Below are 15,854 nucleotides of genomic sequence, written 5' to 3'. Positions count from 1 at the left end.
CGAAAATGAGCATAGAAGAGAATTACCATTTGGCCAAACAGATTTACGAAAAATGGGGTGTAAATACAGATGAAGTTATCGAAAAACTAAAAACAATCCCCATCTCTATACATTGTTGGCAAGGGGATGATATCGGTGGCTTTGAAGTAAACCAAAGCGAGTTGTCAGGTGGAATTGATGTAACTGGTAATTATCCTGGAAAAGCGACTAACCCAGAAGAATTGAGGCAGGACCTTGAAAAGGCGTTGTCACTCATTCCCGGCAAGCACCGAGTTAATTTGCATGCCATCTATGCCGAAACTGACGGCGAAGTTGTAGAGCGCGATGAGATTAAGCCTGAGCATTTCAAGAACTGGGTCAATTGGGCGAAGGAACAGGGACTTGGGCTTGATTTCAATCCGACTTTATTCTCTCATCCGAAGGCGGAGGACGGCTTAACCTTGGCACATCCAGATAAGGGCATCCGTGATTTCTGGATTCGACATTGCATTGAAAGCCGTAAAATAGGTGAGTATTTTGGGCAGGAGCTCGGTACGCCGGCGCTAACAAATATTTGGATTCCGGACGGCTATAAAGATATTCCGAGCGACCGCTTAACCCCAAGAAAGCGTTTAAAAGATTCCTTAGATGAGATTTTCCAAGAGGATATTGATGAGACCTATAACCTCGATGCGGTGGAAAGCAAGGTGTTCGGCATCGGCTCTGAATCGTATGTGGTCGGATCACATGAATTTTATATGGGATATGCGCTGAAAAATAATAAGCTCTGTCTTTTGGATACGGGGCATTACCATCCGACAGAGACGGTCTCGAACAAAATATCCTCCATGCTGCTCTATAGCGATAAGCTTGCGCTGCATGTGTCACGTCCGGTGCGCTGGGATAGCGATCATGTCGTCATTCTGGATGACGAGCTGCGGGAAATTGCGCTGGAGATTGTTCGGAATGATGCGCTGAATCGTGTCATCATTGGCCTTGATTTCTTTGATGCGAGCATTAATCGCGTCGCAGCCTGGACCATTGGAACGCGCAATATGATTAAGGCTTTGCTATATGCGCTCCTTACTCCGAATGATTATTTGAAACAGCTGCAAGAGGAGGGAAAATATACGGAGCGGCTTGCGCTTATGGAGGAGTTCAAAACCTATCCATTCGGCGCCGTATGGGACTATTATTGCCAGGAGATGGGTGTTCCTGTGAAAGAAAGCTGGCTTAAGAGTGTGAAAGATTACGAGAAAGCTGTATTGCTGAATCGTTAATCATGCAGTATACACAAGCTAATGACTTCGGGGGGATTTGATGATTAGGAAGGCTTTTATCATGAATGTATATCCAGATAAGCATGAAGAATACGAAAAGCGCCATAATGAGATTTGGCCGGAGATGGTGAAGGAGCTGCATAATCACGGGGCTAAGAACTATTCCATCTTCTTAGATAAGAAATCCAGCAGATTATTCGGTTACCTTGAAATTACCGATGAAGAGCTGTGGTCTAAGATGCCTGAAGCCGAGGTAAATCAAAAGTGGTGGAGATATATGGAGGATATTATGGAAACGAAGCCAGACTCCAGCCCGGTTTCAGTCGATTTGCCAGAAGTATTTCATATGGATTAAACAGAATAGGGGGATTAATCATGGGAACAAAGAGGATTGGAGCCAAAAAAACAACTGGCTGGACAGCGACCATTTCTGTCGCGATGGCAAATTATATTGAAGCAGGTTCTATCATCGCGGCTGCATCAAGCTTAACGCTTTGGCAAACTTATCTGAATATCGATAGCGTAGGTGTCGGTTTATTAAGCGCCCTCAGTGCGAATGCTTTTGGAGCGGCTATCGGTGCCTTGATTGGCGGACCGCTTACGGATAAATTTGGCCGGAAATTCATTTTTACTTATGACTTATTATTCTATATGCTTGGTGTTCTATTAATTGCCTTATCATTTAGTTTCCCGATGCTTTTGATTGGAACTGTCATCACAGGTATTGCAGTAGGAGCAGGTGTGCCGGTTTCTTGGACATATATTGCGGAACAGTCGCCGAAGGAAAAACGCGCGGCGCATGTTGGAACCGCTCAGCTAGCCTGGTCAATCGGACCGATGGTCACGTTCTTCTTAGCGGTATTATTGGCACCATTAGGCCTTTTAGGTTCTAGAATTATCTTTATTCATTTATTCATTATTGCAGGGATTACTTGGTATTTGAGACGGGGCTTAGATGAATCCAAGCTCTGGGAAGAGCAGAAAGACCAAGATAAGAAAGAAATTGCACAAGGCAAGGTACAACGTAATTCATTTAAAGAACTATTCACACTCGCGGTAAATCGAAAAGCCTTATTCCTCTTAATGGGCATCTATCTATTTTGGAATTTGACTGCGGGAGCAATGGGATATTTCATGCCATACATTTATGAAAATGTCGGCGGCTTAACTTCTGGAGAAGCCAATCTGCTTCAAGCATTCTTATGGCTTTGCACAGTTGTGGCAACATACTTTGGATTTATGAAATTGGCTGACAAAATCAGCAGGCGCTTCTTGTTCGGTTTAGGGGCAGTAATGGGACTTGTTGCTTGGATTATCTTAACCTTTATGCCGATGACATGGCCGACGCTCATTACCTTTACCGTATTATGGGGTCTTTCTGCAGGGATTGGTGCACAGGCATTCTATGCATTATGGACAAGTGAATTGTTCCCAACGAGATATCGCGCTAGTGCACAAGGGACGATGTACTTTATTGTTCGTACCGGTATTGCTGTTTGGTCATTTATCTTGCCGACATTGATGCTAACGCTTGGATTTAAAGTGGCTGGTATTGTAATGATTATCTTCCTGGCGATTCATATGATTATTGGAATAATGCTTGCTCCTAACACACAAGGCAAGACGCTAAAGGAAATTGAGAAAGAGCGTTACGGAAATGTGGATGGAGAATCACAATCTGTCGCAAACGCAAAATAATAGGCAGCAATAGAGAAAACCCGGTTTTAATCGGGTTTTCTCTTCTCGTTATGCAGGATATGGTGAGCAATGGGGAGGTTCCTTTGGCTGAATGATGTTAAAGTAAAAATTATCAATTTGTTCTTATTTACCTCCGAGGGGTTGATAAAATCATGGACGATCAATTATTTGAATTATTCCTGCCATTAACGGAGGAAGAAAAGTTTATCCTTCAGGGAGTCGAGATTAAGAGGGACCTTTATACGAATCAGCCAAACTTTATTATTGAGAGCGAGAAGTTTCTGACTAACGGAGATACGATCGTGTTACGAAAGCATACACGTTTCATTGATTTTCCAAGGCATCGGCATAATTATATTGAAGTGAATTATGTGTTTAGCGGGTCATTGAAGCAAAAGGTCGGTGAAGATGAGATCTTCTTGAAGAAGGGGGAGCTCTTATTCTTAAATCAGCATATCGACCATGAAATAAAGGCGTGCGGGAAAGAGGACATCGTCATTAACTTCATCATCGAGCCTAAATTTTTTGAATTTATCTTCACGTATTTATCTAATAATAATCTTATGAGTAATTTCATTATTGACAGTTTATATAATCATACGCAGAAGGGCCAGTATTTATATTACCAGGTCTCTGAAGTGAAAAGCATTCAGGAATTAGTCAAGAAGATGATGTATGAAATGACGGAGAAGAGCTATTTATCAGAATCATCTATGAAGCTTTATATGGGCCTTGTCATGATTGAACTCATTAAGCATTCTGATAAGTTGAAGAATAGTAAGATAGATACGTATCAACAATCTCTTATCGCAGAGGTTTTGAAATGTATTGATGAGCAGTACCGGACAATCACCTTGTATGAGTTGGCCGAAAGCTTAAATCAGCCGCATTATTCGCTAAGCAAGCAAATCAAAAAGGCAACAGGCAACACATTTAAGGAATTATTGCAGGAGAAGAGGTTGTTTATTGCGAAGAATCTATTAGAAGGTTCGGCTATGCCAGTAGCAGAGATAGCCGAGTTTATTGGCTATGATAATGTTAGCTATTTTTACCGCATATTTAAAAGCAAATATGGCTATACACCTAAGAAGATTCGTGAGCAGCTGGCAAATAAGTAATGTCTGCTGCTTTTTTGTTCATATAAATCATCATGAAAGATATGTTACAATATAGGCATAAGCAAACATAAACAAACATAAACTTGTGGAAATTGAGGATGGTGCAGATACGTGCTAGTAGCAGAAAGGCAGCGTAAACTGGTTGAGCTTGTGAATGAACGCGTAAGCATAAGGGTAACAGAGCTAGCTAAAATCTTCTCTGTTACAGAGGAAACAATCAGGCGCGATTTAGAAAAATTAGAGAAGGATAATCTGCTTAAACGCAGTCATGGCGGAGCCGTCAGTATTCAAACGGAACACAATGAAGTTTCCTATGCAGAACGAGAAATCATGCATGCTGAGGAGAAGAAGAGGATTGCGATCGAGGCGATAAAGCAGATTGAGCCGGGCGATCAGATTGGTCTTGATGCCAGCACAACAGCTTGGTATATGGCGAAAGAGCTCCCTGATATGCCTTTAACGGTGTTGACGAATTCCATTAAAGTAGCGATTGAGCTTAGCAAAAAAGAGCAGATAAAAGTTATCTCGAGCGGTGGTCAATTGCTTTCTAAGTCACTGTCTTATGTAGGCCCGCTTGCAGAACGTTCATTGGGTGCTTACCATGTGAATAAAGCATTCTTGTCCTGTAAGGGTGTTGATATGGATAGAGGCTTAAGTGATTCAAATGAATGGCAGGCTTTGTTAAAGAAACAGCTGCTTGACATAGCTGATGAGAGAATTCTCTTGGCGGACTCAAGCAAATTCGGGATACGGACATTTGCGCAGATTGCCCCGATAATGAAAGTAGACCAGGTGATTTCAGATAAGAAGTTAGATGCGTCCATCTGCAGCCGGCTTGAAGAACTCGGTGTCAAGGTAGTACAGGTGTAAGAAGAAAAAGCATGGTATATCCATGCTTTTTCTTTTTGTGAAAATTTTGTTACAAACAAAGAAATAAACAGATAATTATGTTGTTTTTATTTTTGAATATGTTGATTTATTTATGTTTTGATTTTATGATAAACCTATAAGAACTTATAAACGGAGGCGTATTGAAATGGCATATGTGATGGAGAAGTTAGCAATCGAGAATGCACCATTTTTACATGAAATGATGGAGGCGACCGATAATATGTGGCGCTTAGGATGGGATGAACGTAATGGCGGGAATATCAGCTATTTATTAAAAGAAGAAGAGGTAAAACCTTATCTTAAACTTAATGAGACTGTACGTGTTATTGATCTCCCCTTCTCCGTCGCTGAGCTAGCTGGCCGTTATTTCATTGTTACTGGTTCGGGGAAATACTTCAAAAACGTCAAGAGTAATCCAGAAGAGACATTAGGAATCATTCGCGTCACCCAGGATGGAAATCAAATTGAGCTGTTATGGGGCTTTAATGACGGGGGTAACCCGACTAGTGAACTTCCGTCTCACTTCATGGGCCATATCGCCCGCTTGAAGCAGGATGAACATCATCGCGTTATTATGCATAACCATGCGACGCATATTGTGGCCATGACCTTTACACATGAGTTAGAAGAAAGGGCTTTTACGAAAACATTATGGCAAATGTGTACAGAATGTATTGTCGTCTTCCCGGACGGACTCGCCGTACTCCCTTGGATGGTTCCCGGAACCGATGAAATCGGAAAGCGGACAGCTGAAAAGATGGCTAAACACCGCTTGGTTATTTGGCCACATCATGGCATTTTCGGTGCTGGAAACTCAATGGATGAAACATTTGGACTCATCGAGACAGCCGAAAAGGCAGCTCAGATTTATACATTAATTCATTCGCATCATGGCGGTGTCAAACAGATGATTAAAGATGAAGAGTTGAAGGAGCTGGCGCAGGCCTTTGGGGTGACGCCACTGACAGGTGCTCTATAATAAGACATGCTGATGATAAGCTATTCCTATATCTATAGGGAAAGCTTATCATCATTTGTCGAAAGTTATTTCTTAACGACTTTTTAAATGCTAAAATTTACATATATGCAGAAGTTGGACATCTGGCTAGCACTTTTTATAAAATCGGTTATTTAAACAAATTTATCGGATATTTAAACCTGAAATAGACTGAATTTTATTAACATTAATATAACAACAAAAAGAAAGCGCTTTATTCAAAAGGGGGGGATGTCCTGTGTTTCAAATTATCACAAACGGTCTTTACCGTTTTTGCGAGTGGATAACGAAGCTTGCTTGCTTGAATCTTTTATGGCTTATGTTTACGATTGCCGGACTGGGGGTGTTTGGCTTATTTCCATCAACAACTGCTATGTTTACAGTGACAAAAAAATGGCTTGAAGAAGGAGAGGATGTGCGGTTATTTAAGACGTTTTATCACACATTTAAAGAGGAATTCTGGAGGTCAAATGGATTAGGCATCATCATTACCGGTATTTCCCTTGTCTTTTATGTGGACTTAAAAATTCTTACTATGATGACGGATGATGCCTACTATGTCGGCATTCCGCTTCTAAGCTTGCTGATTATATGCAGTGTAATCCTTCTCTATTTATTTCCGGTCTATGTGCACTATAAAGGTACCTATTTGCAGCTATTTAAGAATGCATTCCTTATTAGCGTGGCTAAACCCTTTCATACGTTCACACTGATTATGAGTGTGCTTGGATTATCGTATATTGTTTTCTATCATATTACGATTGTTCTGTTTTTCAGCGGCAGTTTAATAGCTCTTGTTATGACCGGTTTATGCCAAAAGGCTTTTCGAAGCATTGAAGTCGCCAAATCGAAATATCAGCATGTGTCTTGAGAAAGCGAGAGATTCTGATTGATGAAAAAAAATCCTTTTTCTTCTCTGGTAAGTTTGTATCTTAATTCCAACTTAAAGGTCAAGATTTATACGGTTGTATCATCAATCATTTTGTTATTCTGCGTGTTTATCCTTATTGGCTTACAGTATGTTTATACACTCTATGATCAATATCTTTATGAAAAAACATCACAGGTGCTAACCATGTCAGCGAACAGCGTGGAAGAAAAGCTCAGGGAAATAGAAGAAGTTAGTTATTCAATTGTTGCGGATCCGGTTATTCAGCAGGGACTTCAGCGTCTTGAAGAAGACTCAGGTTATGAGAGGTATCAGACAAATCAAGAACTAATTGAAAAGTTAAGTGCCTATGCCGGTTCAGAAAAATATGTTCATTCAATGATGATTGTTGATACAAAGGGAAAGGAGTATCTAGCTGGTTCTAGTAGTATGAAATTGAATGCTTCACGTATACAGGAGCTTATGGACGAGGCTGCTGTATATGAGGGTGGAAATAAGTGGGTTCTCGATAGCGATTTCAATCGATTTGCCACGGCTGTACGGCAAATTCGCTCCTATAATAATATGAATCTCAATAACATTGGTGGATTGATCATACGAGTTGATTTAAGCAAAATTGTAAAAGCACTTCCTGATATGGGATCAGAAGCAGACGGCAAAGTGATTATTACGAACGGCGAAGAGATATTCCAACCGGGAAGCAAAATCGAGCATATCGATAAATATGATTTTGATGCACCCGCAAGCAGAGGCTATTCTATTCAGAGTGTTAAAGGGGAAAGGTACTTTGTCAGTTATGTGCAATCGTCCTATTTAGGATGGACCTATTGGAATGTTGTTCCATTTGATGTGATGTTTTCAAACATCCAAGCCATTAAGGTGGTTGTCATTCTTCTTCTATCGATTATGCTTATCATGCTTATATTAACGGCGTTATATTTTATCAGAAGAGTGACACGGCCTTTGGATAAATTAGTGGTCATGATGCAGGAAGTGCCTAAAGGGAGCTCTTGGGTCATTAAGCAGATAGACACGCCTAAATATTATGAGAACGACATTGGGATGCTTTTTTCATCCTTTAAAAGAATGATAGAGCAGATAGATGATTTAATTAAGGAAAATTATGAGAAACAGATTTCAATTAAGGATGCCAAATTTAATGCCCTCCAGGCACAGGTGAATCCGCATTTCTTATTTAATACGCTTGAATCAATTAATTGGCAGGCAAAGGCTAATAAGCAAACTGAAATATCACAGATGGTTCAGTCACTTGGTCATTTGCTGCGCCAATCGATTAATTTTAAGGAAAGCCAAATTACTTTAAAGAGTGAGCTGGATATCGTCAATAGTTATGTAACGATTCAGAAATTTCGCTTTGATGAGCGTCTTTCGTTCCAATCTCATGTGCCAGATTCCTTAATGTCGTGCATGGTTCCTAAATTCACCCTGCAACCTCTTGTTGAGAATGCGATTAAGCATGCTGTAGAGCCCTCTTTGAAGAAAGGAGAGATTCGTATTCTAGTGTCACATAAAGAGGACAGGTTAATCATCAGCATAGAGGATAACGGACCCGGAATTAGTAGCCAACGACTCGATGAAATTAAGGAGAGTAATGTGAATTCAAAGGGAAACGGGATTGGCTTAAATAATATCGATGAGAGAATCAGGCTGAGCTATGGAGAAGAATATGGGATATCCATAGAAACAAGGCTTGGTAAGGGCACTGTGGTGAAAGTAATATTACCTTTTATTAATTGGGGTGAGCAGTTTGTCTTATAAATTGCTTTTAGCGGATGATGAGAAAATTATTCTAGAAGGTATATCCAATAGTGTTGATTGGGCTTCGCTAAATGTCGAACTCATAGGAACGGCTAGTAATGGAATAGAAGCCTATGAGAAAATTATGCTTTTAAAACCAGATATTGTCCTTACTGATATCCAAATGCCTGGTCTGGATGGTATAGGTTTGATTGAGAAGGTGCAGGATACATGCCCTTGTATCCAATTTATCCTTTTGTCTGGGTATAGTGAATTTGAATATGCCCGAAAAGCAATGAAGTACGGTATTAAAAATTATTTACTGAAGCCGTGTAACGAAGACCAAATTGCTCAGGCTGTCTCTGAAGCAAAGAATGATCTGGTAGTATTAGAAGAAAATCAGCAAAGAACTAGCCGGCTGAAGGAGAATCTAGTTAAGATAAAGCCTTATATTCAATCCCAGTTGCTCATAGACCTGCTGCAGGAAACAGAGAAACAACAAGACCTTCCACTTCAGGAATGGTTGGATTTGAATGTCGATACGGTGAAGGTACAGCTCTGTTTGATTCAGTTTGAAGGAGAGGTGGAATTCGAACATTACCTGGTGATGAACCGCCTTGGAAAAGAAATGCTTGGAACTCCCTTGTTAAACGCGAATATCAGAGATTATGTGATATATATGGTTGCCGAGGAAGATGGGCTTATGGAAAGGTTGCGCAAGATTCAAGAGCAATATTATACCCTGCACCATGTGAATGTTACAATCGCTCTCAGTGATGCCAATTTGATTCGTCATACGAAAAAAATGTATGACGAAGTAAAAGAATGCTTGAAATACCGTTTTTATTTAGGGGAAGGTCAGATTATTACGAAAAACTGCATACAACGTTTCATTTCTGATGCATCGGCGAAGCCGGAAATTGACGAGCATAAGATGACTTTGTATATTAAATCGGGCCAAGCGGCTGAAATCACTACATTGCTTAAGGGATACTTCGCTGAAGTTAAGCGTAATCAACCTTGTATCCAAGATGCTAAATCCTATTATTCAGAACTGTATTTATCTGTCATTCACTTGGTTGGATTTAAGCGAATGATGGGCTATTGGAGCGAGTTTATTGGTGTTTTAAATAAGTGGACTATGAATCAAATTGAGGAGCGTATTTTAGCAACGGTTTCTGAGATTACAAAAGAGTTCTCGAGAAAGCTGCATAGGAAGCAAACGACCATAATCGAAAGAGTCATTGATATCATGAATGAACAGTTTAGTGATCCAGATCTTACTTTGAAATTAGTTGCGAATCATATGCTATACATGAATCCTGATTATTTAGGCAAATTGTTTAAACAAGAAACTGGTGAGCGTTTTTCCTCCTATTTGACAAAGCTTCGTCTTGAAAAGGCAGTCCTATACATACAGGAAAAGGGAGATGTTCAGATTACTGTTTTGGCTGAACGTGCTGGATTCGGTGATAATCCTCAATATTTCAGTCAGGTTTTTAAAAAATATCTTGGATGTACCCCTTCAGAGTATAAGCGGAAATTTACGATTGCTTAATGAAGAGTTACGTTATAAAGCCTAGAGAATGAACTCTAGGCTTTTTGTCATGATTTATCCTTAAGAAGAGGGAAGGCACGCTCTTCCATTAGTCAGATAGCCAATACACTGTTTTTTTAACATACGACTCTTTTTTTTTTCTTCTTATTATTTCTAGATATTTTATGATTGTAATGTAAGCACTTACAAAAAAGGAGGAGTTGTGCTATGAAGAAGGTATTTTTATCCATCATTAGTTTATTTTTATTGCTATCAGTAGCAGCTTGCAACAATGACAGTTCGAGCAATGCGGATAATAAGGATCAGGTTACTCTCCGAATTGCTTGGTGGGGTGGACAGCCAAGGCATGATTATACGATGAAAGTCATTGAAATGTATGAAAAGCAAAATCCTAATGTCAAAATTGAGGCCGAGTTCTCGAACTGGGATGATTATTGGAAGAAACTCGCTCCTATGGCTGCGGCTAACCAGATGCCAGATATTATTCAAATGGATACAGCTTACTTATCTCAATATGGTTTAAAGGGACAGCTTGATAATCTGAACACTTATATTGAGAATGGAGCCATCAATACGGATAATATTCAGGAATCCATCCTGAAAGGCGGCGAACTAAACGGTGAGCTATATGGCTTTCCATTAGGCTCAAATGTGTTAACGGTTATTACAAATGATGAATTGTTGAAAAAGGCAGGCGTGGAGCTTAATGCTGATGAGTGGACGTGGGATGACTTTGGAAAAGCAGCTATGGCTGTGACAGATGAAACGGGCATATATGGAACGAACGGTATGTATCCGTCTGATGTTTTCTTCCCGTATTATTTAAGGACCCAAGACGCGCGCTTTTATAATGAGGAAGGAAATGGACTCGGCTACAAGAATGATCAATTATTCGTTGATTATTTCGAAATGCAGTTGAAACTTGTGGATGCAAAGGCTTTCCCTACTCCGGATGAAACAGCTCAAATTAAGGGAATGGAGGATGACTTCATTGTAAAGGGAACATCTGCGATGACATGGAACTATTCAAATCAATATATCGGCTTTTCTCAGTTAACAGACAGCAAATTGACCATCAATCTACCGCCAGAGCAGGCTGAAACAAAAGCTCTCTCTTTAAGACCAGCGATGTATTTTTCTATACCGAAGAGTTCCAAGCAAAAAGAAGAGGCAGCGAAATTCCTTGATTTCTTCATTAATGACGAGGAAGCAAACAAATTAATTAAAGGGGACAGAGGCGTACCTGTCTCATCCAAAGTTATTGAAACATTAAAACCGCTCTTGACTGAGGATGAGGTTAAAGTTTTTGAATATGTAGAAACAGCCTCTCAAAACGTTGGGGAAACAGATCCTCCAGACCCACTTGGCAGTGCAGAAGTGATTAAAGCCTTGAAGGATGCGTCCGATCAGGTCCTTTATAAGAAAATCACGCCGAAAGAAGGAGCTAAACAGTTCAGAGATAAGGCGGAAGAAATACTATCAAAGAATAATTAAGGAATGTATGGTGCGGATATTCATATGGAAATTGAATTTCCGCACCTCTTTATCCTGGATGGAGATGATGGTCATGAAGAAACGTTCGTGGAGTGATAACTTAGCAGGATATTCGTTTATTTCTCCATTTATCATTGGGTTTTTAGCTTTTACGGTATTGCCGATGCTGGTCTCCTTATATTTATCTTTTACGAGCTATGATTTATTTACATCGCCTAAATGGATCGGCTTTGAGAATTTTAAAGAGATGTTCTTTAATGATGATAAATACTGGCAATCAATAAAGGTTACCTTTACATATGTTATGGCGGGAGTGCCGCTTAGATTAACGTTTGCACTCTTAGTTGCGATGCTGTTGAATAGGGCTTCACGGGCGGTCGGGCTGTACCGGACTCTATTTTATCTTCCATCCATTATTGGTGGAAGTGTAGCGGTTGCGATTATGTGGAGAAACATCTTCGGTAATGAGGGTACCTTGAATGCCGTGCTTTTCTTTTTGGGATTCGATGAAAAGATTTTTTGGTACCAAGATCCGACTAAGGCATTATGGACATTGATTTTGCTGGCGGTTTGGCAATTTGGTTCATCAATGCTTATCTTCCTGGCAGGCTTGAAAAACATTTCCCCTTCGTACTATGAAGCAGCGAATGTGGACGGGGCAAATAAATTTCAAATTTTCTTCAAGATTACCCTGCCACTCTTGAGTCCAATCATTTTCTTTAACCTCGTTATGCAGACGATATCCGCATTTATGACTTTTACCCCAGCCTACATCATATCCAAAGGGGAAGGCGGACCGCTCGACGGGACATTGCTATACTCACTGTACATATTCCAGCGGGCATTCAACTATTTCCAAATGGGCTATGCTTCTGCTATGGCGTGGGTCATGCTGCTTATTGTCGGCATTATGACTTTAATCTTATTCAAGACGTCTAAATACTGGGTACATTATGAATCGAAAGAGGGCTAGTGATATGAAGATAGCAGAAGAAGTTTCAACACCGCCAGTGCGGAATTCTGTAAACATTCCATTCAAGCAAAAGAGATTTAAGCCGAAGAAGTGGATTTATCATCTAGTAACGGGCGGATTTGCCTTTTTGATGCTGTATCCGATTATTTGGCTGGTTATGAGTTCCTTTAAGGAGAGTTCTCAAGTTTTCGTGACGGCTCATTCATTAATACCTGATCCCTTTGTCTGGAGTAATTATTCCTCAGGATGGGAAGGAATCGCCGGACAGCCATTTTGGGTGTTTATTAAGAATAGCCTCGTGATTGTCGGGTTATCAACTATAGGAGCTGTTACCTCGTCAGCTCTCATTGCCTATGGATTTGCCCGAATTAATTTTAAATGGAAAGCGTTCTGGTTTGCTTGCATGATGGTGACGATGATGCTTCCTCATGAAATTGTCATGATCCCTCAATATATCATTTTTGCTAAGATTGGCTGGCTGAATTCAATCCTGCCGATTGTCGTTCCGCAATTTTTTGGCCATGCCTTTTTCATCTTTTTGATGGTGCAGTTTATTCGTAATATCCCGATTGAACTGGACGAAGCGGCAAGGATGGATGGCTGCGGGAAATTCAGTATCTTCTATCGCATTATCCTACCTTTGATTACGCCGGCTTTAGCGACATCAGCTATCTTCTCGTTCTATTGGAAATGGGAGGATTTAATTAACCCGGTTCTGTATTTAAACAGCCCGGAAAAGTATCCGGTTTCATTAGCTTTGAAGATGTTCTTAGATTCTGAATCAGCCTCCAACTGGGGGGGGATGTTTGCGATGTCTGTAGTTTCCTTGCTGCCAGTTATCCTGGTGTTCTTCCTATTCCAGAAATATATTGTGGAAGGCATTAGCACGAGCGGACTGAAATAAGAGAAAGGATAGGAAAAATGAGACGATTACAGTTTGATGAAAATCAGATACAGAAAGCTATAGAGGCAGTCGTTAAGCGGACATTTCAAATGGATTTCAATTGGGATTGGCCTGGAGGGATTGCACTATATGGTGTTGGCGAAGCTTATAAAGCCACGGGTAGGCAGGATTATCTGGACATGCTCATCCATTGGGTGGATGAGCAGCTTGAGGATGGCCTCCCCAAGCTGTCTGTCAACGGAGCCTCCATTGGACATACCCTGCTGACGATTTATGAATCTACAGGGAATGAGGATTATTTAAAGTCTGTACTTGAAATGGCCAATTTCTTATTGGAGGAAGCAGAGCGCTTTGGCGACGGTGTCTTGCAGCATACAGTGAATTCGACCGATTACGTTTTTCATGCGCAGGCATGGGTGGATACAATGATGATGGCCGGGTTATACCTGCTCCGTGTGGGGAAAGCTACAGGGAACACCGATTACTATCAGGACGGACTGCATCAGTTCCATACACACGAAATACTATTGCAGGATAACAAGACAGATCTTTATTATCATGGATGGGATGATGAGACAAAAAATCATATGTCCGGTGTATTTTGGGCAAGGGGTAACGGGTGGGCCGCTCTCACGATGGCTAGAGCTCTTGAATTAATCGACGTTACTCATCCTTCCTATATGGTAATAGACGGTTCTTTGCGCGATCAATTAAGCTCCCTTGCCAGGCGGCAATCAGAAGAAGGCTTATGGCATACGATTGTGGATGATCCGGGCTCTTATCAGGAGGTATCAGGTTCTGCTGCTATTTCATCTGCTCTCCTATCACGAGGTAAATTATATGACCGCCATGTTGGAAAGGCGCTGTCAGCGATTCTGGCAAGGATTGATGATGATGGGCGGGTTCATGACGTATCAGCAGGTACTGCGGTGATGAAGGACAGGGAAGGATACCGCCAAGTTCCCTATAAACGGATTCAAGGATGGGGTCAAGGGCTGGTCCTCGCTTTCCTGGCTGATATCCTCCGTACTCAAAATCGCGTATTTGACTAAAGAAAATCGAGAGGATTACGAAAATATAAAAATGAAGCGATAGAAAAGGTGAGTTTTTGACTAGTAAAAAACCAAACCAATCACTCAGTTTGAATTCAAGGATTCTTCTTGTGATTCACGTCGTTTTCAATACGTCAACGGCATTATCCAGCTTGTTTGTTAGCATCTATCTATGGAGGCTCGAGCCTGATTTCACGATTGTTGCTATTTATCATCTTATGCTATTTATTTTCTCAACCCTCTTATATGCCATATCCGGTTGGCTGATGACGAAATGGCGGGTGGTTTCACTGTATCGGACAGGCATTGTCCTGCACTGTCTTTTTTATTTCCTTTTACTATGGATAGAGGGGGAAGCGGCTTATCACGCGATCGAGCTGGGCATTGTGCAGGGGATTGCGCTTGGCTGTTACTGGCTTTCTTATAATGTCCTCTCCTATGACGCTACCAATCCAGTAAACCGCCATTATTTCTTCGGTATTAATGGGCTACTTATATCGCTTGCCGGCGCACTTGGGCCGTTGTTTTCAGGAATATTATTAGAGGTTTTTAAGGGGAATAGAGGCTATGTAATCGTGTTCTGGGTTTCTCTCATTCTCTTTGCAACATCAGCTATTCTCAGTGTCTTTGTGAAATCAAAGGATGCACTCAGCTCTTATAAACTCGGAGAAGTGCTGAGGTCTACGTACCGAAATGCAAATTGGCGAAGTGTATTATGCGGAAGCTTTATGTATGGCATAAGAGAAGGAATTTTTATGTTTATCATTGTGCTGCTCTTTTATGTGACAACTGCCAGCGAACTTAGTCTAGGGTGGTTTACCTCCTTAACGTCCTTTCTTAGTATGCTAGTGTATTATCTGGTCGGTCTGAAGATTAATACTGAATCTCACAGCAAGTATATTTTAATCGGAGCGGTAGGAATTACAATTGGAACGCTTATTCTTTCTTCGACTGTTAATCTTTACTCCCTGCTGATATTTGGTATCGTGAATGCGATTTTTTTGCCTTTTATCCTAATTCCTTATTCTTCCATTTCCTTTAATGTAATTGAAGGGTCTTTCTATTCGTCCAATCTTAGAATTGAACATATTGTGGCTAAAGAGATTTTCTCTAATATAGGCAGAGTCATACCAGTTACCTTATTTATTTTCTTCTATGATAATGCTAGCCAAATACAGATAATGATATTTCTGATTTTACCAACAATTTCGTTGTTCGGTGTTTGGAGATATTTTCGGAAAATTAATCTAGTATGATTTTTAT

Annotated in this window: 14 protein-coding genes; all 14 read left to right on the top strand. The window is 40.6% G+C overall.

The genetic code is table 11. From position 1 onward, the window contains the following. Positions 1-5: 5 nt before the first annotated feature. The 14 genes from rhaA (at position 6) to ACY8DX_RS13635 (ending at position 15,847) form a co-directional block, all read left to right on the top strand. Complete coding sequence (gene rhaA / locus ACY8DX_RS13700) at positions 6-1,259, top strand: L-rhamnose isomerase (RefSeq protein WP_462405421.1); 1,254 nt, start codon at positions 6-8, stop codon at positions 1,257-1,259. Between the two features lie 40 nt (positions 1,260-1,299). After that, positions 1,300-1,614 carry an L-rhamnose mutarotase gene (gene rhaM, locus ACY8DX_RS13695; RefSeq protein WP_462405420.1) on the top strand — a complete coding sequence of 105 codons (315 nt, stop codon included), beginning with the start codon at positions 1,300-1,302 and terminating at the stop codon, positions 1,612-1,614. A gap of 20 nt (positions 1,615-1,634) precedes the next feature. Beyond that, complete coding sequence (locus ACY8DX_RS13690) at positions 1,635-2,957, top strand: MFS transporter (protein WP_462405419.1); 1,323 nt, start codon at positions 1,635-1,637, stop codon at positions 2,955-2,957. A 152-nt stretch (positions 2,958-3,109) separates the two neighbouring features. Beyond that, positions 3,110-4,075, top strand: a complete 966-nt coding sequence (locus ACY8DX_RS13685) for an AraC family transcriptional regulator (protein WP_462405418.1) — start codon at positions 3,110-3,112, stop codon at positions 4,073-4,075. Between the two features lie 111 nt (positions 4,076-4,186). Continuing rightward, complete coding sequence (locus tag ACY8DX_RS13680; RefSeq protein WP_462405417.1) at positions 4,187-4,945, top strand: DeoR/GlpR family DNA-binding transcription regulator; 759 nt, start codon at positions 4,187-4,189, stop codon at positions 4,943-4,945. 166 nt (positions 4,946-5,111) lie between these two features. Continuing rightward, complete coding sequence (gene rhaD / locus ACY8DX_RS13675) at positions 5,112-5,945, top strand: rhamnulose-1-phosphate aldolase (protein WP_462405416.1); 834 nt, start codon at positions 5,112-5,114, stop codon at positions 5,943-5,945. A gap of 256 nt (positions 5,946-6,201) precedes the next feature. Next, positions 6,202-6,834, top strand: coding sequence for a YesL family protein (locus tag ACY8DX_RS13670; RefSeq protein WP_462405415.1), 633 nt, complete (start codon positions 6,202-6,204; stop codon positions 6,832-6,834). A gap of 21 nt (positions 6,835-6,855) precedes the next feature. Next, positions 6,856-8,631: a cache domain-containing sensor histidine kinase gene (locus ACY8DX_RS13665; RefSeq protein WP_462405414.1), complete on the top strand. Its 1,776-nt coding sequence runs from the start codon at positions 6,856-6,858 to the stop codon at positions 8,629-8,631. Next, a complete protein-coding gene (locus tag ACY8DX_RS13660; RefSeq protein ID WP_462405413.1) occupies positions 8,621-10,168 on the top strand; it encodes a response regulator transcription factor in 1,548 nt (515 codons plus the stop codon). The genes ACY8DX_RS13665 and ACY8DX_RS13660 overlap by 11 nt, the downstream gene beginning before the upstream one ends. Positions 10,169-10,375: 207 nt before the next feature. Beyond that, positions 10,376-11,662 carry an ABC transporter substrate-binding protein gene (locus ACY8DX_RS13655; RefSeq protein ID WP_462405412.1) on the top strand — a complete coding sequence of 429 codons (1,287 nt, stop codon included), beginning with the start codon at positions 10,376-10,378 and terminating at the stop codon, positions 11,660-11,662. Between the two features lie 58 nt (positions 11,663-11,720). Beyond that, entirely contained in the window at positions 11,721-12,635 is a 915-nt protein-coding gene (locus ACY8DX_RS13650) for a carbohydrate ABC transporter permease (RefSeq protein ID WP_462405411.1), read from the top strand. A 4-nt stretch (positions 12,636-12,639) separates the two neighbouring features. Further along, positions 12,640-13,539 (top strand): carbohydrate ABC transporter permease, encoded by a 900-nt coding sequence (locus ACY8DX_RS13645; protein ID WP_462405410.1) that lies wholly within the window; start codon positions 12,640-12,642, stop codon positions 13,537-13,539. 17 nt (positions 13,540-13,556) lie between these two features. Further along, entirely contained in the window at positions 13,557-14,591 is a 1,035-nt protein-coding gene (locus tag ACY8DX_RS13640; protein WP_462405409.1) for a glycoside hydrolase family 88/105 protein, read from the top strand. Positions 14,592-14,647: 56 nt separating this feature from the next. After that, positions 14,648-15,847, top strand: a complete 1,200-nt coding sequence (locus tag ACY8DX_RS13635; RefSeq protein WP_462405408.1) for an MFS transporter — start codon at positions 14,648-14,650, stop codon at positions 15,845-15,847. Positions 15,848-15,854 lie beyond the last annotated feature (7 nt).

This window comes from Gracilibacillus sp. Marseille-QA3620 (assembly GCF_054950035.1).
Note: the sequence above shows the minus strand (reverse complement) of the source record. Positions and strands in the feature narration are given on the sequence as shown.